The organism is Ewingella americana (genome assembly GCF_006438725.1).
Taxonomy (GTDB): domain Bacteria; phylum Pseudomonadota; class Gammaproteobacteria; order Enterobacterales; family Enterobacteriaceae; genus Ewingella; species Ewingella americana_A.
Window position 1 is genome coordinate 533,563 of the sequence record NZ_RCZD01000001.1, and the last position, 21,950, is coordinate 555,512.

The 21,950-nt window shown below is 48.9% G+C and carries 17 protein-coding genes; 4 read left to right on the forward strand and 13 right to left on the reverse strand.

What is annotated here, in order from left to right; all coding sequences use genetic code 11:
* Position 1: 1 nt before the first annotated feature.
* The 13 genes from EAH77_RS02335 to serC form a co-directional block, all read right to left on the reverse strand.
* The gene (locus EAH77_RS02335; RefSeq protein WP_140470179.1) at positions 2-895 is read right to left on the reverse strand and encodes a YcbJ family phosphotransferase; all 894 of its coding nucleotides are present in this window, start codon (positions 893-895) and stop codon (positions 2-4) included.
* A 207-nt stretch (positions 896-1,102) separates the two neighbouring features.
* Complete coding sequence (kdsB, locus tag EAH77_RS02340) at positions 1,103-1,852, reverse strand: 3-deoxy-manno-octulosonate cytidylyltransferase (protein WP_140470180.1); 750 nt, start codon at positions 1,850-1,852, stop codon at positions 1,103-1,105.
* A complete protein-coding gene (locus tag EAH77_RS02345; protein ID WP_140470181.1) occupies positions 1,849-2,031 on the reverse strand; it encodes a Trm112 family protein in 183 nt (60 codons plus the stop codon). The genes kdsB and EAH77_RS02345 overlap by 4 nt, the downstream gene beginning before the upstream one ends.
* 369 nt (positions 2,032-2,400) lie before the next feature.
* Complete coding sequence (locus EAH77_RS02350) at positions 2,401-3,639, reverse strand: winged helix-turn-helix domain-containing protein (RefSeq protein WP_140470182.1); 1,239 nt, start codon at positions 3,637-3,639, stop codon at positions 2,401-2,403.
* Between the two features lie 97 nt (positions 3,640-3,736).
* Positions 3,737-3,949, reverse strand: a complete 213-nt coding sequence (locus EAH77_RS02355; RefSeq protein WP_140470183.1) for a cold-shock protein — start codon at positions 3,947-3,949, stop codon at positions 3,737-3,739.
* A 474-nt stretch (positions 3,950-4,423) separates the two neighbouring features.
* Positions 4,424-5,407, reverse strand: a complete 984-nt coding sequence (gene lpxK, locus EAH77_RS02360; RefSeq protein WP_140470184.1) for a tetraacyldisaccharide 4'-kinase — start codon at positions 5,405-5,407, stop codon at positions 4,424-4,426.
* A complete protein-coding gene (gene msbA / locus EAH77_RS02365) occupies positions 5,404-7,152 on the reverse strand; it encodes a lipid A ABC transporter ATP-binding protein/permease MsbA (RefSeq protein ID WP_140470185.1) in 1,749 nt (582 codons plus the stop codon). Before msbA ends, lpxK begins: the two co-directional genes overlap by 4 nt.
* 38 nt (positions 7,153-7,190) lie before the next feature.
* A complete protein-coding gene (locus tag EAH77_RS02370; RefSeq protein WP_140470186.1) occupies positions 7,191-9,467 on the reverse strand; it encodes a ComEC family protein in 2,277 nt (758 codons plus the stop codon).
* Between the two features lie 242 nt (positions 9,468-9,709).
* On the reverse strand, positions 9,710-9,994 hold the full coding sequence (ihfB, locus tag EAH77_RS02375; protein WP_140470187.1) for an integration host factor subunit beta: 285 nt from the start codon (positions 9,992-9,994) through the stop codon (positions 9,710-9,712).
* Between the two features lie 63 nt (positions 9,995-10,057).
* The gene (gene rpsA, locus EAH77_RS02380; protein ID WP_140470188.1) at positions 10,058-11,770 is read right to left on the reverse strand and encodes a 30S ribosomal protein S1; all 1,713 of its coding nucleotides are present in this window, start codon (positions 11,768-11,770) and stop codon (positions 10,058-10,060) included.
* Between the two features lie 120 nt (positions 11,771-11,890).
* Positions 11,891-12,589: a (d)CMP kinase gene (gene cmk / locus EAH77_RS02385; protein ID WP_140470189.1), complete on the reverse strand. Its 699-nt coding sequence runs from the start codon at positions 12,587-12,589 to the stop codon at positions 11,891-11,893.
* A gap of 199 nt (positions 12,590-12,788) precedes the next feature.
* The gene (aroA, locus tag EAH77_RS02390) at positions 12,789-14,072 is read right to left on the reverse strand and encodes a 3-phosphoshikimate 1-carboxyvinyltransferase (protein ID WP_140470190.1); all 1,284 of its coding nucleotides are present in this window, start codon (positions 14,070-14,072) and stop codon (positions 12,789-12,791) included.
* 92 nt (positions 14,073-14,164) lie between these two features.
* Entirely contained in the window at positions 14,165-15,250 is a 1,086-nt protein-coding gene (gene serC, locus EAH77_RS02395; protein WP_140470191.1) for a 3-phosphoserine/phosphohydroxythreonine transaminase, read from the reverse strand.
* A gap of 191 nt (positions 15,251-15,441) precedes the next feature.
* On the opposite strand from serC, the gene ycaO reads away from it, so the two are divergent.
* The 4 genes from ycaO (at position 15,442) to pflA (ending at position 21,928) form a co-directional block, all read left to right on the forward strand.
* Entirely contained in the window at positions 15,442-17,205 is a 1,764-nt protein-coding gene (gene ycaO, locus EAH77_RS02400) for a 30S ribosomal protein S12 methylthiotransferase accessory factor YcaO (protein WP_140470192.1), read from the forward strand.
* 454 nt (positions 17,206-17,659) lie between these two features.
* Positions 17,660-18,517, forward strand: coding sequence for a formate transporter FocA (focA, locus tag EAH77_RS02405; RefSeq protein ID WP_140470193.1), 858 nt, complete (start codon positions 17,660-17,662; stop codon positions 18,515-18,517).
* Positions 18,518-18,592: 75 nt separating this feature from the next.
* Positions 18,593-20,875, forward strand: coding sequence for a formate C-acetyltransferase (pflB, locus tag EAH77_RS02410; protein WP_140470194.1), 2,283 nt, complete (start codon positions 18,593-18,595; stop codon positions 20,873-20,875).
* A gap of 312 nt (positions 20,876-21,187) precedes the next feature.
* Positions 21,188-21,928: a pyruvate formate lyase 1-activating protein gene (pflA, locus tag EAH77_RS02415; RefSeq protein WP_140470195.1), complete on the forward strand. Its 741-nt coding sequence runs from the start codon at positions 21,188-21,190 to the stop codon at positions 21,926-21,928.
* Positions 21,929-21,950 lie beyond the last annotated feature (22 nt).

The window sequence follows — 21,950 nt, forward strand, 5'->3', positions numbered from 1 at the left end:
CTCAGTTCAGCCACGGCAACAGCTGCTGGCGCGCATAGTCAAAGGCGCGCCGGTCAAATTGCCCGGTATGAATCAGATGAGAGACAGATTCCCAGATAATATAGAGCCAGCGTCTGGCGAGGAAAGTGTCAGAGACTGGCGCACGCTGTAAGTAGCTGAACAGCAGTTCTTCGCTCATGCCCTTTTCCCACAGGCGAAACAGATCGAACTCGCGCGGTGCCCACAATACAGTTCCCGGATTGATCATCGCCAGTAGCTGGTCACTGCGCGGATCTTTCAACAAGCTGCGCAATGACACATTGCCATGTACCAGAACCGGGTTGTCATCGAAGTCAGCAAATAAGTCGTTCATGCTGGCTCGGGCACGAAACAGCAACGTGCGGTCATCCTGCGTGAGAATGCCGGACTGTAGGTTAGTTGCCGAGGCCCACAGCACTTCTACCCGTTGCTGATACCACGCCGTCCAGTTATTTTCCTGTGTGCTGTCGACCGTACCGACGCAACCGTGGCTATCAATACGATGCCATGCCAGCAAACCCTCGACAATTTGCTCCATCAGCACATTCCAGCGCTGTGGGGTGCGGGTCGGCGCTTCGGCAGAGACACCGCGCAGACGCTCAATCAGTAGGATCTCTTTATAAGGGGGCTGACGTGTAGTCACCATGCCAAATATCGTCGGCACCCTGGTAACACCCTCGCGAGCCAGCATCGACAACTTATAAGCTTCCTGCGCGGCAATACCTGCACAGGTAAAACTCTTCGCCAGCAGCGACATCGCATGCCCCTGCTCATCATAAATGGCAAACAGATGGGCATAGGGTTGTTCGCTGACACATTCGAGACGAGAGATACGCTCTCCCAGGACGAGACTTAATTCGGCTTTCAGCTGTTCCATAATCATTGCACTGTAGTGAATGGGCTCTGGGTCATGATGGAAGCATTACCCGGGGATTTCTCCGTTTCAGATCAAGGAAAACGGCATAAATTTGCCTGGGTAACAATAGAAAGGCGATGTGGCTGGATGCATAAGGGAAAAGCCGGAATGTCGCAATGACATTCCGTATCAGTGCCGGTAACGGAAACTCACGGTTACAGGCTTTATTTAGTGATCGAAGAATTCACGTACACGCTGCAAATCTTCGGGTGTATCGACACCGACAGAAGGAATGGCTTTAGCAACCGCAACGTGAATTTTTTCACCGTACCAGAGTACGCGCAGTTGCTCGAGCAGTTCAATATTTTCCAGCTGACTCGGCGCCCAGGAGACATAACGCCTGACGAAACCGGCACGATAAGCGTAAATACCAATATGACGTAGGAAAGTGTCGCCCACGCTCTCTTTCGATTTGGCAAAACGCTCCCGTTCCCAGGGAATGGCCGCACGCGAGAAATAAAGGGCGTAGCCATTGATGTCCATCACCACTTTCACCGCATTCGGATTGAACGCTTCTTCAGCGCTGCTAATCGGCACGGCTAGCGTAGCCATACCTGCTTCACAAGACGCCAAATTTTCTGCGACCTGACGGATAATCAGCGGAGGCACCAGTGGCTCATCGCCCTGTACGTTCACGATGATATCTTCATCAGTAAAACCGTAGTGCTCGATGACCTCCGCCAGACGTTCAGTACCGGACTGATGATCGGCGCGGGTCATACATGCTTCGCCCCCCGCCGCCTGTACAGCGCTGAATACATCAGGATGGTCCGTCGCCACAATGACGCGATCGGCACCCGATTCCAGAGCGCGCTCCATTACATGGATCACCATCGGCTTTCCGTTGATATCAGCCAAAGGCTTGCCGGGCAAACGGCTGGAGGCAAAGCGAGCGGGAATGATAACAATGAAACTCATGGATGCGTCTCGTCAGCTGATAGCGCGCGGGCTTCTGTTTCTAACAACACCGGAATGCCGTCGCGAACCGGGAAAGCGAGCCCGTCCACTTTGCACACTAACTCTTGCGATTCTTTGTTGAAGTAGAGCTTACCGGTACAGACAGGACAAGCGACTATTTCGAGTAAACGATGATCCATACTTCCTCCCCGAGATTGCCCACATGGCAAGCAGCCCAATGCAGCAATGTTTTTTTGAGATAAACCTTTAGGGTGCCGAGAATACCATAAGCCGTAACAGGTCGTTAATCGGGAAGCGGCAGGTAAGGGTTGCGAGAGTGTTAAGAAAAAAATATTGGGATGTTGGTTACGATAATATTGCAAACAGGTTTATAGCGGCGTAGAATTTTTAATGTGACCTGCATCACAAAAACAAATCAAATTATGAGAGTAAAAATGAAACTGATCAACAAAATCATCTCAATGTTCGCGAACTTCAGTAACTAATACTGGCTTCACCTGCATTCATCGTGAAAGAACGGCCACTGAATGTGGCCGTTTTGTTTTACATTATTTCACGTCTTGAAGTAGAGACCAGCCCTTTCCCCAGCAAGCGTGCAGCGTTTCAGGAAGTTTACCTGTCCTGATTTCCTGTGCTCCGTGCCACAGTGCGCAGCGGCTAAACGCATCGGTCAGGTCTTTGACTCGACGTGGACTGATTTTCAGACCCGCTTCCAGGTGTAACGCTTTAACTTCAAAAATTTTTTCCTTGCGATGAATCTTGGCATCTACTCGACCAATCAATTCACCACGCTGTAAAATCGGCAAAGTAAAATAGCCAAACTGACGCTTTGCTTCTGGGGTATAGCACTCCAGACGGTAGTCAAAATTAAACAACGTCAGTGCACGCTTGCGGTCCCAGACAACTGGATCGAAAGGTGAAAGCAGGGTCGTCACCGTGGAACTAATTCGTCCATCTAGCGCCTGCTGTAACAAAGGGTACTGCGCCTGATGCACATAACACTCACCCTCGATCCCCTCGACATTCACCCTCGTGATTTCACCACGTTGCAGTAAATCCTTGACTACATCAGCGGTTTTTACGCGCTTTAAGCGGTAATAATCGGCCAGCCATTCAGCCTTAAAAAAACCGAGGCTTTGAGCCGAACGACGCAACATCTGAAATTCCGCATCGGCCTGAGATAATGCCTGCGTTGCATCGTTCCAGTCAGGCAATACCCTTTCTGCCAGATCATAAACACGATGGAAATTACGTCTCTCTACCACCATCAATTTTCCTGCGGTAAACAGCGTTTCGAGATGCTTTTTATGCGGCTTCCAATCCCACCAGCCACTGGTCGAGCGTTTTTCGGCATTGAAATCTGCAGAACGTACCGGGCCATTATCCGCTATATGACGAATCAGAATAGCAATGTCTTCCTGATGGGTATCAAACCATGCCTGGGAGTATTTCCAGCCCATATTTTCTGGCTGCAGCATCCGGTGTCGTAGTAACCGATAATCGTCGATTGGAATGAAACAGGCTTCATGTGCCCAATACTCGAAGAGTTTTCCTGCAGCCAGTGCCTCCTCCAACCATTCGGGAGGATAATGCCCCAACCGGCTGAACAGCACCAGATAAGGGCTGCGAGCCACCACGCTGATGGTGTCAATTTGCAGCAGCGCCATCGTACTAATGGCCGAGATCAGATCTTCGCGAGCAGGTTTACGCTTTAGAGGGTGTTGTAACTGTTGTGCAGCAAGGTGCAACGTTCGGGCGGCAGAAAGAGGTATAACTGGGTGAGACATATCGGTATCCGTTAATGACAATCATCTTACAGATACCGATAGCATATTTTGCCCAGAGCGTAAATTTTACACGCTGAGATCAGAGGTAAATCCAGACTTAGAAGGCAATCACGTCGGCAGCTGCCGGGCCGTGAACTACGCTGCGGTAGGTTGTGAACTCTACACGCTGACCTGCATTCAAAGACTTATTACCCGTATTGGCAATTGAGGCGCGTTGAACATAAATTTCAGACGAACCATCAAGAGGGCAGATAAAACCATAACCTTTGGCTTGGTTGTACCACTTAACTAAACCCATTTTTAACATCATAATTGTAAATCCTTTATTTGGGCATCCATGAACACGCTTTTTATTATTGTTCGGATGCGCTTGCCCATACTAAAGTTATTTTTTTATAAAAACCTCTAATGAGCGATTGTGAAAATAGTTTTCTTTTTAATGGAGACATCAAAAAGATCTGCCATAAGGCAATCAGGGCCAATCGATAAGATTGAATACTTATGGGAGGGACTTAGAAGGTTCGTCTTTGAAGCGGCATCATTAGATAACGTCTTGGGAGGAACTACCTGACTCTAATACTCGTACATAAATAGCTCTGTATCACAGGCCGTTAGACATTTACTCATAAGTAAAAACAAATAGCAAGTCGATTTACTAAAGGAGAGATTAAGCACAGCAGCGTTAAAATTTTTATGATTAAAATCAGGGAATTATAAAAAGTTCCACAGAAAATTAAATGCACCAAAGGGTGTAAAAGAAAACATGCCGTGCCTGGAAACACGTTTATTTACGCAATATCACTTGGTCTATTTTAGCAAACAGATTTCCAGATTCATCTGGCGATATGCGCGCATTAACAGGTAGGTACCACCAATGTGGCTGGGCAAACAACCTGCATTTCACTGCATCTTTTTCTGTCATTAACAGTGTCTGATCTGGCGAAGCGAGAGGGTTTAACTGGTCGGGCTGATAGTCCTGATGATCCGCGAATGCGATCTCCGCCTGAGTTACCACACCCAAACTTTTTAATGTGGCGAAAAAACGCGGGGGGTGCCCTATCCCGGCCATCGCTACAACATCTTGCAAGGCTGTCACATCACACTGCTCACCGGTCAGTACATTAACGGCAAGGCCCGCTTCGAGTGTCATACTAATTTCACCCGCGTGGGCAGTACCACCATTAGTGATCACTGCATCCACGGTACTTAAGCGCGCAGCACGTTCGCGCATTGGCCCGGCTGGTAACCACCAGCCATTACCAAAACGACGAACACCATCAACCACGACAACTTCAATATCTCGTTGTAATGCGTAATGTTGCAAACCGTCATCCGTGACGATCACATCAAGATGACTCTCTTTCAACAGCGCTTTTACAGCGTCCGAACGGACCGGTGAAACCGCCACCGGCGCACCTGTGCGTTGAAAGATCAATACAGGCTCATCGCCCGCTTCGGCTGCTGTAGTTGCGCTGTTTAATACCAACGGATACTTTGCGGCATTGCCCCCATAACCACGGGAAACAACGCCTGCACGTAAACCACGTTGTTGTAACGCTTCAACGAGCCAGATAACGACCGGCGTTTTACCATTGCCGCCTGCGGTTAAATTGCCGACCACCACCACCGGAACGGGGGCGCGCCAGCTCTTCTTCCACCCTTTTTTATAGCTGTAACGAAGCGTAAAAGTGATCAGCCCGTACAGCCATGCAAAAGGTAACAGCAACAGATAAAGCGGTGATTTACCTGACCAAATGCGCGCTATCATTGGCCAAATTGCATCCGGTGAAGCTGAGCATAGACGCCATGCTGTGCGAGTAAATCGACGTGATTACCACGTTCGACTACACGGCCATCCTCAATGACCAGGATTTCATCCGCTTTTTCGATCGTTGAGAGCCGGTGCGCAATCACCAGAGAAGTACGGTTCTTTTGCAGTTCATCAAGTGCAGCCTGAATTGCACGCTCAGACTCGGTATCAAGCGCTGAGGTCGCTTCGTCAAGAATAAGGACCGGCGAGTCACGTAGCAGTGCGCGGGCAATGGCAATGCGCTGACGCTGCCCACCAGAAAGTAGCACGCCATTTTCCCCAATGACCGTATCTAAACCGTTGTCCATCTTATTGATGAAGTCCATCGCATATGCCATTGTCGCCGCTTTCTCAATGTCTTCGCGCGTGAAGACATCAGTACGGGCATAGGCAATATTATTGGCGATAGTGTCATTGAAAAGATGAACATTTTGCGACACTAAGGCCACCTGATTACGCAGCGAGGACAACGTGTAATCGCGTAAATCATGTCCATCTAACAGGATTTCGCCTTCCTGAATATCATAAAAACGGGTCAACAAATTCGCGATAGTCGATTTGCCTGAACCCGAACGACCAACCAGTGCGACGGTGCGCCCGGCAGGGATTGTGAAAGCCACGTCGCGTAATGCGGGGATATCACGGCCCGGATAGGTGAACGTAACGTTTTTGAACTCAACGTCGCCCTTCGCACGCTCTACAACACGCTTACCGTCATCTTTTTCCTGTTCCATATCCAGAATGGAGAACAGCGTCTGGCAGGCTGCCATACCGCGCTGGAACTGGGCATTAACGTTGGTTAATGACTTCAGCGGACGCATCAGGGCAATCATGGAGGAGAAGACGACAGTGATAGTACCGGCACTTAATGTTTCCATAACGGAGGGGAAACTAGCCGCGTAAAGCACAAATGCCAGCGCCAGAGAGGCAATCAGCTGAATGATAGGGTCTGAAATCGATGACGCAGACACCAAACGCATACCTTGTTGACGCATGCGGTTACTCACTGAGTCAAAACGTTCTGTTTCAACTTTCTGTCCGCCAAAAATCAGCACTTCTTTGTGCCCTTTCAGCATCTGCTCAGCGCTGGTCGTGACATGCCCCATCGTATTTTGCATATTTTTACTGATTTCGCGAAAACGCTTCGACACCACCCGGATAACGATGGATACGATCGGCGCGATCACCACCAGGATGATCGACAACTGCCAGCTATAGTAGAACATCAGGATAAACAGTCCGATGATCGATGCACCTTCGCGAACCACGGTAACCAGAGCGCTCGATGAGGAGGACGCGACCTGCTCAGAGTCATAAGTAATACGTGACAGCAAAGTCCCGGTAGACTGTTGGTCAAAGAAGGCGACAGGCATCCCCATCATGTGTCCAAACAGACGGCGGCGCATTTGCATCACCACTTTGCCAGAGACCCATGAGATGCAGTAACTTGAAATGTAACCACTGATACCACGGACGATCATCAGGCCGATCACAGCCAGTGGCATCCACAGCAAAATTGAGCGATCGGCTTTACCAAAGCCGTCATCAAGAAGCGGTTTCAGAAGAGATAACATAAACGTATCACTGGCGGCGTTAGCAACCAGCGCAACAGCCGCAGCGATAAGCCCGGCTCTAAAAGGAGTGATCATCGGCCACAGGCGACGGAATGTCTGCCAGGTGGAGAGATCTTTATCATTCATCATGCATTATTAACCAGCTGCGATAGAGATAGCCGACCATTCTACTCATTATCGTCGGATACGCCAAACCGGGCGTGGTACCAGCGGGGAAATATTTGTTCGCGTAAACCATTAACAGACCAGTAATCTTCGAAAAAAAGTGCCGTTATCTGGCCTGAATGTGAAGTATCACGCCAGCCAAGCTGGGCATGGTCGTATCTGCTCACCACTTTTTTGGCAGGTAAGTGCCATTGATTAAACCGGGAAGCGGAAGCGATTGCCATTTCAGGATTGACTGCCCGCAAGAAAGGCCCGGTTGAGGACGTATTGCTGCCGTGGTGTGGAACCTGCAACAACGTTGCAGCCAGTTCATGATGATATCGGGAGACGAGACTTCGCTCAGCGCTGGCTTCAATATCACCAGTGAGTAATACCCTGAATTTCCCGTCATCAATGCGGATAACACAGCTGTCGTCATTACCCGCCCGGCTGGTCAGTTTATCGGGCCACAGCACGTTAAAGGTCAACCCTTGCCACTGCCATCGTGTGCCACTGATACAAGGTAGCGGTGAGCTTATTGAACTTTCGCGAACGCTCGCCAAAGGGAAAGCCCGTTGTATGCTCTCTAAACCACCCCGGTGATCCTCATCGCCATGGCTGATAATAATTTGTTCCAGCGAAATATTACGCCACCTGATGAAAGGTAAAATATTCATCTCCGCTGCGGAGCCACCCTCCCAGCGATTTCCCGTGTCGTATAAAATTCCTTGGCCGTTTTTGCTGATAAGTATCGCCAGACCATGGCCAACATCGATCATATCGACACGCCAGCGTTCAGGCGCTTTCGCATTGAGCCAAACTGTGATCACCACTGCCAAAATCAGGATATTCGCTGGACTCGTCTGTATCCAACCAAAACGCCATGCCATTACACCGCACCACCCCGAGAACGTTAGGGAAAAAGCAGAAGCTCCTGAATAAAACCACTCACTGGCAAATTTCTTCACTCCCCAAAAGGCCAGTGAAAGAGTGTGATCAGCCACGGACCAAATTATCTGGTTAATTTCTGTCGAGAATATTCCATGACTGATCAACCCGAGCAGAACCAGCGGGACGGTGAATAATGAAACAATGGGCACTGCCCACATGTTTGCCATGAAGGAGGAATAATTGATGCCATGAAACAGGCCTACCTGCATAGGCAGAAGCAACAATGTCATACCAAGCTGTAAATGCCCCCAACGTAATACTACCCAATAGCCATGACGGGTAAATCGTGCAGGAAGCGGAGCCCATTGAAACCAAAAAATCAGCGCTGCGACGGCCAGGCATGAAAGCCAAAAACTGTCGGAGAGAATACTCATGGGATCCATCAGTAACAGAGTGGCGATCCCCCAAAGCCACACTTGCCACGGATGACATCTGACCCGGTAAAATCGTAACGTCATCCACAACGAAAGCGCCAGAGCAGCGCGCAGCGCGGGGGCGTTGCTTCCGGCAAGCCAGGTGTAAATGAGCAGCGTGGCTTCGCTGACAATCAGCGGAAAACGATAATCAATAAATTTAAGCGGTAGGAGATATTGTATTCCTCTCGCCAACAACCAGCCAATCCACGCGGCGATACCAATGTGCAGCCCCGATATCGCAACCAGATGCGCTACGCCTGTTTTTTGCAACAGCGACTTATCTTCCTGACTGATAAGTCCTTTTTCTCCAAAGGCCAGCGCCACAAGCACCGCGCGATTGTTCAACCCCAGCAGATCGTTTTGAATACTGCTGATAAGCCGCTGGCGTGCATCGCACTTGTCATTAAGCAACGTTCCATGCTCAATTCTTCCTTGTAATGGCCAATGATTTGCTAAAGCCCAGCGCTGGGAGTCAAATCCGCCTTCGTTAAGAGATGCATGAACAGGCCTTAACTTCACTGTCAATTTCCACACCTGCCCAGCACAATTATTTTCCTCTGCATTTCCCCATTGGCCCCTGAAATAAATCGGCGGAAAAACACGCTTTCCCGCCACTTCGCGAATACGCATTATCACTTGATGCTTGTCTTGGCGATCTAAATTGATCGACTGAACGCTGGCGATAATCTCCTTATCCCCGCGACTCAACGCACTGGTTTGAAATAATAGATATTGCCCCTGACACGCAGCCCAAACAAAGCTCACCAGGAGTATCGCAAGGAGGCGAGTAAATTTGTGGTCGATTATCCACAGACCCCATGCAAAGAATGCGATCAACAGACAGCCCGAAAAAGAAGGCAGAGAGGGTAAAATGAGCAGCGGGAGCATGCCCGCAGTGACGGCCAGCGCCAGTTCATCCATTGAAAGTTTCATAATGACGTCCCTGTCTTCGTATTCAACCGGATTCAGCTTGGATATCGACGGGACTCCATACCCGACGTTTAGGCAGCAAGTATGATTTGGGCATGATGCAGGGGACAAGCAGCAGAGGTGAAGGATGCGAGACATCGCGCAAGAAAGGACGTTGGCATTGAATTTTATGCAAAAAAAAACGGTACCTTAAAAAGGCACCGCTTTAGGTTCGCTATAGGCAGAATTTATGTCAGGCCAGAGCCTTAGCCATAAATATTCGCGCGATCACGCAACTCTTTACCCGGCTTAAAGTGTGGAACATATTTACCTTCCAACTCTACTTTATCACCAGTTTTTGGGTTACGCCCAACACGCGGAGCACGGTAGTGAAGAGAAAAACTGCCAAACCCACGGATCTCAATGCGTTCGCCATCAGCTAAAGTTGCAGCCATATGTTCAAGCATCTCTTTCACTGCATCCTCAATGGCTTTCGCCGGGACATGAGAGTGCTGGCCAGCAAGTCTTTCAATAAGTTCAGACTTGGTCATATTACCTCCAAGCTTTGCAGCTAAACTACCGTTTCGGGGCGATATTGAAACCGCCCCCCGTCATTACTCGCCTTTTGCCGCTTTGAACGCTTCAGCCATAGCGTTAGAGAAGTTGCTTTCTTCTGCTGGTTTGTTGTTAACCACAGCGATTGCTTCTTTCTCGTCTGACTCATCCTTAGCACGGACGGACAGGCTTACTACGCGGTTCTTACGATCAACACCGGTGAATTTAGCTTCAACATCATCACCAACGCTCAGAACCAGAGTTGCGTCTTCAATACGGTCGCGAGAAGCTTCAGAAGCACGCAGGTAACCTTCTACGCCGCCTGCTAATTCAACTGTAGCACCTTTAGCGTCAACTGCTGTGACTTTACCAGTAACAATAGTACCTTTCTTGTTCGTAGACAGGTAGTTATTGAACGGATCTTCAGCCAGTTGTTTCACGCCCAAGGAGATGCGCTCGCGCTCTGCGTCAACCTGCAGAACCACAGCTGCGATTTCGTCGCCTTTCTTGTATTCACGAACTGCTTCTTCGCCTGCAACGTTCCAGGAGATGTCAGACAGGTGAACCAGGCCGTCGATGCCGCCATCCAGACCAATGAAGATACCGAAGTCAGTGATTGACTTGATTTTACCTTCAACACGGTCGTTCTTGTTGTGGGTTTCTGCAAACAGCTGCCATGGGTTAGATTTGCATTGTTTCAGGCCCAGGGAGATACGACGACGTTCTTCGTCGATATCCAGAACCATCACTTCTACAACATCGCCCACGTTAACAACTTTAGATGGGTGGATGTTTTTGTTAGTCCAATCCATTTCAGAAACGTGAACCAGACCTTCAACGCCTTCTTCGATTTCTACGAAGCAGCCGTAATCAGTCAGGTTGGTAACGCGACCAGTCAGTTTAGTACCTTCTGGATAACGTTTAGCAATAGCAACCCAAGGATCTTCGCCCAGTTGTTTCAGACCCAGTGATACACGGGTACGTTCACGGTCAAATTTCAGAACTTTAACAGTGATTTCGTCGCCAACGTTGACGATTTCGCTTGGATGTTTAACACGTTTCCAAGCCATATCAGTGATGTGCAACAGGCCATCAACGCCGCCCAGATCAACGAATGCACCGTAGTCAGTGAGGTTCTTAACGATACCTTTAACTTCCATGCCTTCCTGCAGGTTTTCCAGCAGTTGATCGCGCTCTGCGCTGTTCTCAGACTCAATTACTGCACGGCGAGAAACAACAACGTTGTTGCGTTTCTGGTCCAGTTTGATGACTTTGAACTCAAGATCTTTGCCTTCGAGATGCAGCGTGTCGCGAACAGGACGAACGTCTACCAGTGAACCTGGCAGGAACGCACGAATACCGTTCAGCTCAACAGTGAAACCGCCTTTAACTTTACCGTTGATAACACCAGTAACAGTTGCAGATTCTTCGTAAGCTTTTTCCAGCGTGATCCAAGCTTCATGACGTTTAGCTTTTTCACGGGACAGCAGAGTTTCACCGAAGCCGTCTTCGACAGCGTCCAGCGCAACATCAACTTCGTCGCCAACCTGGATTTCCAGTTCGCCCTGTGCGTTTTTGAATTGTTCTGCCGGAATTGCAGACTCAGATTTCAGACCGGCGTCAACCAGTACGATATCTTTGTCGATAGACACAACAACACCACGAACGATGGAGCCAGGACGGGTTTCGATTGTTTTTAAGGATTCTTCAAAGAGTTGAGCAAAAGATTCAGTCATGTTGTTAATCTTTAAGTTCTTAAGTTTAACGTCCATCTGGCGTCCTGCTGGATGGGGTTGTTTCAAATGCCCCGCTACAGATCCTTGCGGCGAGGTTAAAAAAAACTATAGCCAAAACTGGCACTGAATATTCTTCAGCACCAAATTACGGCTCGATTACCGGGTTTGTTTTTGCGGCAATCCTAGAATTTCTGTGGCATAGGCCAGCGCACGTTGGATAACTTCGTCAATCGACATACTGGTTGAATCCAGTAATAACGCGTCTGAAGCAGCGACCAAAGGCGCAATAGCACGATTACGGTCACGGTCATCCCGCTCCTTTATCTCGGCTAAAAGACGTTCAAAGTTAACACTAAAGCCTTTTTCCTGCAACTGTAGCATTCTTCTGTTTGCACGCTCTTCCGAGCTGGCGTCCAAAAATATTTTTACCGGTGCATCAGGAAACACGACAGTGCCCATGTCGCGCCCATCGGCAATCAGCCCGGGCGCTTCACGAAAAGCACGCTGGCGGCGAAGCAAGGCTTCGCGAACACGCGGAAACGCGGCAGCCTGAGAGGCCGTATTACCCACCGTTTCAGTGCGGATTTCGTTACTGACATCCTCACCTTCTAAAATCACTTTTAATTGCCCATCCTGAGCGACAAAACGAACGTCCAGGTGTGCGGCAAGCGGTACCAACGCCTCTTCAGAGACAATATCGACCTGATGATGTAAAGCAGCCAACGCTAAAACGCGGTAGATCGCACCCGAGTCCAGCAGACGCCACTCGAGCGCCTCTGCCAGCGCCTTACACAACGTGCCTTTACCTGCGCCACTTGGCCCATCAACGGTGATCACCGGGGCTAAAGCCGTCATTTCAGTCTCCTTTGAGTGGGGTAAACCCTCATCATTAACCCGACAGGGCTAATTCAGGAGCGGTATTATACGCTGCCTTTATCACAACTGTTACCCCACGTTGTTCAGTTGCCGAAAAAGCAGACTACGCCTATCAAACAAGCCTGCAATAAAGTGCATAAAAAAACGGACACCTTTCGATGTCCGTCATAGTTATAGACTATGCGAGCGTACTGATAGACGCGAGCCGTTCAAAATAATCGGGGAATGTTTTCGCGGTGCATTTCGGATCAAGGATCGTCACTGGGGTATCCGACAACGCCACCAGCGAGAAACACATTGCCATTCGGTGGTCGTTATAGGTACCAATCTCAGCAAATGTCAGTGACTGCGGCGGTTCCACGCGAATGTAATCCTCGCCCTCTTCAACTGTTGCGCCAACTTTACGTAACTCAGTCGCCATTGCCGCCAGACGATCGGTCTCTTTGACGCGCCAGTTATAAATATTGCGCAGCGTCGTCGGCCCTTTGGCAAACAGTGCGGCGGTGGCGATGGTCATCGCGGCATCAGGGATATGGTTCATGTCCATATCGATGCCGGTCAGTTCACCGCGGGTGCACTCGATATAATCCTCAGCCCAGCTGATTTTAGCGCCCATTTGTTCCAGCACGTCGGCAAAACGGATATCGCCCTGCATGCTGTTTTTGCCAATGCCCGTCACGCGCACGGTGCCGCCTTTAATCGCAGCTGCCGCAAGAAAATAGGAGGCGGAAGAAGCATCGCCTTCAACAAGGTAGGTACCTGGCGAAACATACTGCTGCTTACCGGTGATACGGAACTGCTGGTATTGGTGATTTTCCACTTCAATACCGAAGGTTTTCATCAGATTTAAGGTGATGTCAATATATGGTTTGGAAACCAGATCGCCCTTAATTTGAATCTTGGTGTCATTTTCTGCCAGCGGAGCCATCATCAGTAGCGCTGTCAGGAACTGGCTGGAGACGCTGCCATCAACGGTCACTTCGCCGCCCTTAAATCCACCACGCAGGCGCACTGGCGGATAATTCTCCTGCTCAATATATTCAACATCCGCACCGCCCTGACGCAACGCATCAACCAGATGGCCAATCGGACGCTCTTTCATACGCGGCTCGCCAGTCAGCACCACATCGTGCGAGCCGAGACAAAGGGCTGCTGCAAGCGGGCGCATAGCCGTACCGGCATTACCCAGGAAAAGTTCCAGGGCCGCTGATGGCTGAAAAACACCACCCAGACCATCGATTTCACAGTGTGTACGATCAGCGGAGAGGCGATAGGTAACACCCAGTTTGGTGAGGGCATTTAACATATGCCTGACGTCATCACTGTCGAGCAAATTATTCAGGCGGGTCGTGCCCTGTGCAAAAGCAGCCAGTAAAAGTGCACGGTTGGACACACTTTTTGAGCCAGGTAAATTGATGGTACCGTTAACTAGTGCAACGGGTTGTAATGTCAGGGATTCCACGCTTTCTCCATTTTCTTTTATTCATAAAATGACCCCGGACTTCCGGCCGGGGTCATTTTAAAACCACACTTACTCAGCCATTCTGACACACATTAACCGTGGCGTTTTTCGAAATCAGCCATAAAGTCGGTCAATGCCTTCACGCCTTCAATCGGCATAGCATTATAAATTGAAGCACGCATGCCGCCAGCTACGCGGTGGCCTTTAAGCGCGTGCATGCCAGCCTCAAAAGATTGTTGCAGGAACAGTTTATCCAGGGAGGCATCGGCCATCTGAAAGGGAACGTTCATCCACGAGCGGTTGGCTACAGCTACATCGTTGCGGTAAAAATCGCTGCGATCAATGGTGCCATAGAGCAATTCAGCTTTTGCCTGATTCCGTTTTTCCATTTCACGTAATCCCCCCTGTTCTTTCAACCACTTAAACACCATCCCGGATAAATACCAGGCGAAGGTTGGCGGCGTGTTGAACATCGAGTCATTCTCGGCCAGTACTGTGTAATCAAGAATCGACGGCAGCGCTTTTTGCGCCTTGCCGAGCAAATCTTCCCGCACGATAACCAGGGTCAGACCCGCAGGACCGATATTTTTCTGCGCACCGGCATAAATCACACCAAAACGGCTGACATCGACAGGCCGGGATAAAATAGAGGAGGAGTAGTCAGCGATAACAATTTTGTCACCAAAGTCAGGCACTTCATCTATAGCAACACCATCAATGGTTTCATTTGGGCAGTAGTGAACATAGGCGGCATCATCATTCAATGCCCACTGACTCATCGGCAAAATCCCACGCTTACCATCAACAGTAGTCGTCACATTGATAACATTTGGCGTGCAATATTTTTGGGCTTCTTTAACTGCGCTGTGCGCCCAATAACCACCGTCGATATAATCTGCAGTGGTTTTGTCACCCAGTAAATTCATCGGTACGGCGGCAAATTGCGCGCGCGCACCACCATGACAGAACAGAACTTTATAGTTGGAAGGGATATTCATCAGCTCGCGAATATCACGTTCGGACTCTTCTGCAACCTGGATAAACTCCTTACTGCGATGGCTGATTTCCATTACTGACGTTCCCAGCCCATGCCAGTTACACAGTTCCTGTTCAGCACGACGCAACACTTCTGCCGGGATCATTGCCGGACCAGCACTAAAATTATAAACCTGAGTCATTTCCCCTCACCACTCCGCTGAGACAACCATAAGATATAACCAATTTACCGGTTTTATCATCCGAGACAAGCAGTCTGCAACGGTTATTCGTAACGGGAGCATGATCACATTGTTGTCACTGCGTTATCGGTTGCCTGTAGCCCAAAATCCCGTATGATTGCGCGTTTTTAGAACGCTTAAAAGTGAACTCAATGACTCAAACCTTTATTACTGGCAAAGACGCTGCGCTGGAAGACTCCATTTCCCGTTTCCAACAAAAACTCACTGATCTCGGTTTTAACATTGAGGAAGCTTCCTGGCTGAACCCGGTTCCTCACGTCTGGTCTGTGCATATCCGCGATCGCGACTGTCCACTGTGTTTTACCAATGGTAAAGGTGCCAGTAGAAAAGCGGCATTGGCCTCAGCGCTCGGTGAATATTTTGAGCGTCTGTCGACCAACTATTTCTTCGCCGATTTCTATCTGGGCAAAGAGATTGCTAACGGCGATTTTGTGCATTACCCGAACGAAAAATGGTTCCCGATCCCAGCGGACAATAGTCTGCCAGCGGGAATTCTGGATAAGCGTTTACACGATTTTTATGATGCCGATAAAGAACTGACCGGCAACGATTTGGTAGACCTCCAATCCGGCAATCCAGATCGTGGCATTTGTGCCCTGCCTTTCACCCGTCAGTCTGATCTACAAACCGTTTATATTCCGATGAACATTATCGGTAACTTATACGTCTCAAACGGTATGTCAGCGGGTAATACCGCCAACGAAGCTCGCGTTCAGGGGCTTTCCGAGGTGTTCGAACGTTACGTAAAAAACCGTATCATCGCTGAATCCATCAGCTTGCCGGAGATCCCAACCGACGTGCTGGCACGTTATCCTGGTGTGGTTGAAGCTATTGCTAAACTGGAAGAGGAAGGTTTCCCGATCCTTTCTTATGACGCGTCGCTCGGCGGCAACTACCCCGTTATCTGCGTAGTGTTGTTTAACCCGGCCAATGGCACCTGCTTTGCCTCCTTTGGCGCACACCCTGATTTCGGCGTGGCGCTGGAACGTACCGTCACCGAATTGCTGCAGGGTCGTAGCCTGAAAGATTTGGACGTCTTCACCGCACCGACCTTTGATGATGAAGAAGTCGCGGAACATGCCAATCTGGAAACCCACTTCATCGATTCCAGCGGTTTAATCTCGTGGGATATGTTCAAGCAAGATGCTGACTATCCGTTTGCAGACTGGAGCTTCAGCGGCACCACAGAACAAGAGTTTGCCACGCTGATGGCTATCTTTGATAAAGAAGACGCCGAAGTTTATATCGCCGATTACGAACATCTGGATGTCTACGCCTGTCGCATCATTGTTCCGGGCATGTCTGATATTTATCCGGCTGAAGATTTGTTACTGGCCAACAACACGATGGGCGCTCATCTGCGCGAACAGTTACTGGCATTGCCGGGCAGTGATTTGCCGAAAGAAGCCTACCTGGAAATGATCACCCAATTAGATGAAGAAGGTCTGGACGACTTTACCCGCGTGCGGGAATTATTGGGTATCGCCAGTGGCAAAAACAATGGCTGGTATACACTTCGTGTTGGTGAGTTGAAATCCATGCTGGCACTGGCAGGCGGTGATTTAGATCAGGCCCTGACCTGGGCTGAGTGGGCTCATGAGTTTAACTCCTCCGTTTACAGCGATGAACGCAACAACTATTACCGTTGCCTGCAGACCTTACTGCAACTATCACTGGAAGAAGATCGCTCTCCGGCTCAATATTATGGCGCTTTTGTCAAAATGTATGGCCAGGATGCTGTAGACAGCGCTTCAGCAGCCATCAGTGGCGAAGAACGCTTCCACAGCTTGTTCGCCGTCGAGATGGACCTGCGTGCCCTACCGTCCCATCAGGGATTGCTGGCCGCTTACGAAAAACTGCAAGTGGCTAAACGCCGTCATTGGTCCAAAGCCTGATTTAAAGCCGTTTGACCAGGTTAATCTTTTAGAACCGGCAGCCTCTAACTGCCGGTTTTTTTATCTCGCAAGATATTTGACTCGCAGATAAAAGTGGCGTGTAATTCGCCTTTGCCTGACTATACTTGCCTGCTTAGGCCTTTAATCAGGCGGGTTCTTTTTTAAACGTTAAAGAACAGTAAATATATTATGTTCATTCTTGGGTGTAATAGTTACATTGAAGCTTAAATGTTAACATGTTTTTTGCGTTGGCTAAAAAGCCCTTCAACTTTATTTGTAATATTTAAAATGTTTTTAATTCATAATTTTCAATGAGATAACCACTAAACCACCCCTTTAGCCTACGTTGAATACGTCCCTAACACCCCCCCTTATGATCCAAGTCAATTTTTACGTTATACTGCTTTGCTAGTATCTCGTTGTGCAGTAGATAACCCTTAAAGAGAGAGTTACTGTGAAAGCTGACAACCCCTTCAATTTATTGTTACCCGCAGCAACAGCGAAAGTCGCCGAAGATGCAGGTGTTTATAAAGCCACTAAACAACCGCTGAAAACGTTTTATTTAGCGATCACTGCTGGCGTCTTTATTTCCATTGCTTTTGTTTTCTATATCACATCAACCACTGGTGCTGCGGCCGTTCCTTTTGGTCTTGCAAAACTGGTTGGGGGGATCTGCTTCTCACTTGGCCTGATGTTGGTCGTCGTTTGTGGTGCTGACCTCTTCACGTCTACTGTACTCATCGTTATTGCTAAGGCCAGCGGCCGCATAACCTGGGGTCAATTGGCGTGTAATTGGATCAACGTCTACATTGGTAACCTCATTGGCGCACTGTTTTTTGTCGCACTGATCTGGTTCTCTGGCGAACACATGGTCGATAATGGCTTGTGGGGGCTGAATGTTCTCCAAACCGCAGACCACAAAATGCATCACACCTTCATTGAAGCTGTGTGCCTCGGTATTCTGGCTAACCTGATGGTCTGTCTTGCGGTATGGATGAGTTACTCTGGCCGCAGCCTGATGGACAAAATGTTCGCCATGATCCTTCCCGTCGCTATGTTTGTTGCCAGTGGTTTTGAGCACAGCATCGCCAACATGTTTATGATTCCTCTCGGTATTGTCATCAAGAACTTTGCATCGCCTGAGTTCTGGCAAGCGGTTGGAACCACGCCAGCGCAATTCGCAGAACTGAATATCAGTAACTTTATTATCGACAACCTGATCCCCGTCACTATCGGGAACATCATTGGTGGCGGTCTGATGGTAGGGTTAACTTACTGGGTAATATATCTCCGCGATGAGCAGCATCACTAAGTACTGTGGGATGCTTGTCACGACAGGTTTACAAACCGATTTTTAAAGAAAGCCAAATTAGAAGGTAGGTGCATAATGTCCAAGCTCAATGAAAAATTGACCAACGCATGGCAAGGTTTTAGTGCTGGCGACTGGCAGAATGAAGTTAACGTTCGTGACTTCATCCAGAAGAACTACACCCCGTATGAAGGTGACGAGTCATTCCTGGCCGGTGCGACCAAAGCGACCTCTACGCTATGGGATAAAGTAATGGAAGGCATCAAACTGGAAAACAGCACTCATGCTCCAGTTGATTTTGATACCGACGTTGCTGCAACCATCACCTCTCATGATGCGGGCTACATCAACAAGTCCCTCGAAACTATCGTGGGTCTGCAAACTGACGCACCATTGAAACGCGCCCTGATCCCGTTCGGCGGCATCAAGATGGTTGAAGGTTCATGTAAAGTTTATGGCCGTGAACTGGACCCTGCGCTGAAAAAAATCTTCACCGACTACCGCAAAACCCATAACCAGGGTGTATTCGATGTTTATACCAAAGACATCCTGAATTGCCGTAAATCAGGTGTTCTGACCGGTCTGCCAGACGCCTACGGCCGTGGCCGTATCATCGGTGACTACCGTCGCGTTGCGCTGTACGGTATTGATTTCCTGATGGCTGACAAATACAAACAATTCCTGTCACTGCAAGATGATATGGAAAATGGCGTAAACCTGGAAATGACCATCCAGCTGCGCGAAGAGATCTCAGAGCAATACCGTGCCCTGGGCCAGATTAAAGAAATGGCTGCCAAATATGGCTGCGATATTTCTACACCAGCAACAACCGCTCAGGAAGCAGTTCAGTGGACTTACTTCGGCTATCTGGCTGCGGTTAAATCCCAGAACGGCGCTGCAATGTCCTTCGGTCGTGTATCGACCTTCCTTGACGCATTCATCGAACGTGATATCAAAGCAGGTAAACTGACTGAAGAAGCGGCTCAGGAACTGATTGACCATCTGGTTATGAAACTGCGCATGGTTCGTTTCCTCCGTACTCCTGAGTATGATGAATTGTTCTCCGGTGACCCTATCTGGGCAACTGAATCTCTGGCAGGTATGGGTGTTGATGGCCGTACTCTGGTTACTAAAAACAGCTATCGCTTCCTGAATACCCTATACACCATGGGGCCTTCACCAGAGCCGAACATGACCATCCTGTGGTCAGAAAAACTGCCACTGAACTTCAAAAAGTATGCGGCGAAAGTCTCTATCGATACGTCATCTGTTCAGTATGAAAACGATGACCTGATGCGTCCTGACTTCAACAATGATGACTACGCAATTGCTTGCTGCGTAAGCCCGATGATTGTTGGTAAACAAATGCAGTTCTTCGGCGCGCGTGCCAACCTGGCGAAAACCATGTTGTATGCAATCAACGGCGGCGTTGACGAAAAAATGAAAATCCAGGTTGGCCCTAAAGAAGCGCCAATGATGGATGCCGTGCTGGACTATGACAAAGTCATGGAACGTATGGATCACTTCATGGACTGGCTGGCTAAACAGTACGTGACTGCACTGAACATCATTCACTTCATGCACGATAAATACAGCTATGAAGCGGCATTGATGGCGCTGCATGACCGTGATGTTTATCGCACCATGGCATGTGGTATCGCAGGTCTGTCAGTGGCTGCTGACTCCCTGTCTGCTATCAAATATGCAAAAGTTAGCACCATTCGTGACGAAGACGGCCTGGCTGTTGACTTCAAAATCGAAGGCGAATACCCGCAGTTTGGTAACAACGATTCACGCGTAGATGACATTGCTTGTGACCTGGTAGAACGTTTCATGAAGAAAATTCAGAAACTGCGTACCTACCGTGGCGCTGTAGCAACTCAGTCTGTTCTTACCATCACCTCTAACGTGGTTTATGGTAAGAAAACCGGTAACACCCCAGACGGTCGCCGTGCTGGCGCGCCATTTGGTCCAGGTGCTAACCCAATGCATGGTCGTGACCAGAAAGGTGCTGTCGCCTCTCTGACTTCCGTTGCAAAACTTCCGTTTGCTTATGCAAAAGACGGCATCTCTTATACTTTCTCTATCGTGCCAAATGCACTGGGTAAAGATGATGACGTTCGTAAAGCTAACCTGGCTGGTTTGATGGACGGTTACTTCCATCACGAATCAAATATCGAAGGCGGTCAGCACCTGAACGTCAACGTAATGAACCGTGAAATGCTGTTAGACGCGATGGAAAATCCGGAAAAATATCCGCAACTGACCATCCGTGTCTCTGGTTACGCAGTGCGTTTCAACTCGCTGACCAAAGAACAACAGCAAGACGTGATCACCCGTACGTTCACCAAAACGCTGTAAGATTATCTACCCGCAATAAGCAGGTATAAAACTAAGGCTCCACACCTGTGGAGCCTTTATTTCATCTACCGTCTCAACTATCGACATTCTCGAGTAGACTGTTTTGCCAGATATCTCCTACAGGCGGATCTCTGGCAAAGCAGTTCCGCAGTGCTGACTCAATCAACCTTGCTGTTTGTCTGTTATTATTAGCTGGTAACCACAAGACCAAACTCAATGTGATAATGGCACCTTTTCAGTTTATCTCTGCCAGGTCAGCATCCGCGCGTTTTAGACTGCAACCTATTGGTCAATATTGGAGAAAAACCCGCAATGTCAGTTCAAGGTCGTATCCACTCTTATGAATCCTGTGGCACGGTAGATGGCCCGGGTATACGTTTTATTGTTTTCTTCCAGGGCTGCCTGATGCGTTGCATGTATTGCCATAACCGGGATACCTGGGACACGCACGGCGGTACAGAGATCAATGTTGAGGATTTGATGAAGGAGGTGGTGACCTATCGTCACTTTATGAATGCCTCTGGTGGTGGTGTCACGGCTTCCGGTGGTGAAGCAATCCTGCAAGCTGAATTTGTGCGTGACTGGTTCCGCGCCTGTCAGAAAGAAGGTATTAACACTTGCCTGGATACCAACGGTTTTGTGCGCCGCTATGATCCAGTCATTGATGAATTACTCGATGTGACCGATCTGGTGATGCTTGATTTAAAGCAAATGAACGATGATATCCATCAGAATCTGGTCGGTGTATCCAACCACCGTACGCTGGATTTTGCGCGCTATTTGGCTAAACGCAACCAACGCACTTGGATCCGCTATGTCGTTGTCCCGGGCTGGTCTGACGATGATAAGTCATCACATCTGTTGGGCGAATTCACCAAAGACATGGCCAACATCGAGAAAATTGAACTGCTGCCTTATCATGAACTGGGCAAGCATAAGTGGACGGCGATGGGTGAAGAGTACGGTCTGGACGGTGTAAACCCGCCGACCAAAGAGATCATGGAAAGGGTGAAAGGTATTCTTGAGAGCTACGGACATAAAGTGATTTACTAATTCTGAAACTCAACTTACTCAC

What these genes read in the sequence shown, in the direction of transcription:
- ihfB (WP_140470187.1), bottom strand. Translation starts at nt 9,994, where the DNA reads ATGACCAAGTCTGAACTTATTGAAAGACTTGCTGGCCAGCACTCTCAT.
- serC (WP_140470191.1), bottom strand. Translation starts at nt 15,250, where the DNA reads ATGACTCAGGTTTATAATTTTAGTGCTGGTCCGGCAATGATCCCGGCA.
- ycaO (WP_140470192.1), top strand. Translation starts at nt 15,442, where the DNA reads ATGACTCAAACCTTTATTACTGGCAAAGACGCTGCGCTGGAAGACTCC.
- EAH77_RS02370 (WP_140470186.1), bottom strand. Translation starts at nt 9,467, where the DNA reads ATGAAACTTTCAATGGATGAACTGGCGCTGGCCGTCACTGCGGGCATG.
- pflB (WP_140470194.1), top strand. Translation starts at nt 18,593, where the DNA reads ATGTCCAAGCTCAATGAAAAATTGACCAACGCATGGCAAGGTTTTAGT.
- lpxK (WP_140470184.1), bottom strand. Translation starts at nt 5,407, where the DNA reads ATGATAGCGCGCATTTGGTCAGGTAAATCACCGCTTTATCTGTTGCTG.
- EAH77_RS02350 (WP_140470182.1), bottom strand. Translation starts at nt 3,639, where the DNA reads ATGTCTCACCCAGTTATACCTCTTTCTGCCGCCCGAACGTTGCACCTT.
- rpsA (WP_140470188.1), bottom strand. Translation starts at nt 11,770, where the DNA reads ATGGACGTTAAACTTAAGAACTTAAAGATTAACAACATGACTGAATCT.
- kdsB (WP_140470180.1), bottom strand. Translation starts at nt 1,852, where the DNA reads ATGAGTTTCATTGTTATCATTCCCGCTCGCTTTGCCTCCAGCCGTTTG.
- EAH77_RS02355 (WP_140470183.1), bottom strand. Translation starts at nt 3,949, where the DNA reads ATGATGTTAAAAATGGGTTTAGTTAAGTGGTACAACCAAGCCAAAGGT.
- cmk (WP_140470189.1), bottom strand. Translation starts at nt 12,589, where the DNA reads ATGACGGCTTTAGCCCCGGTGATCACCGTTGATGGGCCAAGTGGCGCA.
- pflA (WP_140470195.1), top strand. Translation starts at nt 21,188, where the DNA reads ATGTCAGTTCAAGGTCGTATCCACTCTTATGAATCCTGTGGCACGGTA.
- msbA (WP_140470185.1), bottom strand. Translation starts at nt 7,152, where the DNA reads ATGATGAATGATAAAGATCTCTCCACCTGGCAGACATTCCGTCGCCTG.
- EAH77_RS02335 (WP_140470179.1), bottom strand. Translation starts at nt 895, where the DNA reads ATGGAACAGCTGAAAGCCGAATTAAGTCTCGTCCTGGGAGAGCGTATC.
- EAH77_RS02345 (WP_140470181.1), bottom strand. Translation starts at nt 2,031, where the DNA reads ATGGATCATCGTTTACTCGAAATAGTCGCTTGTCCTGTCTGTACCGGT.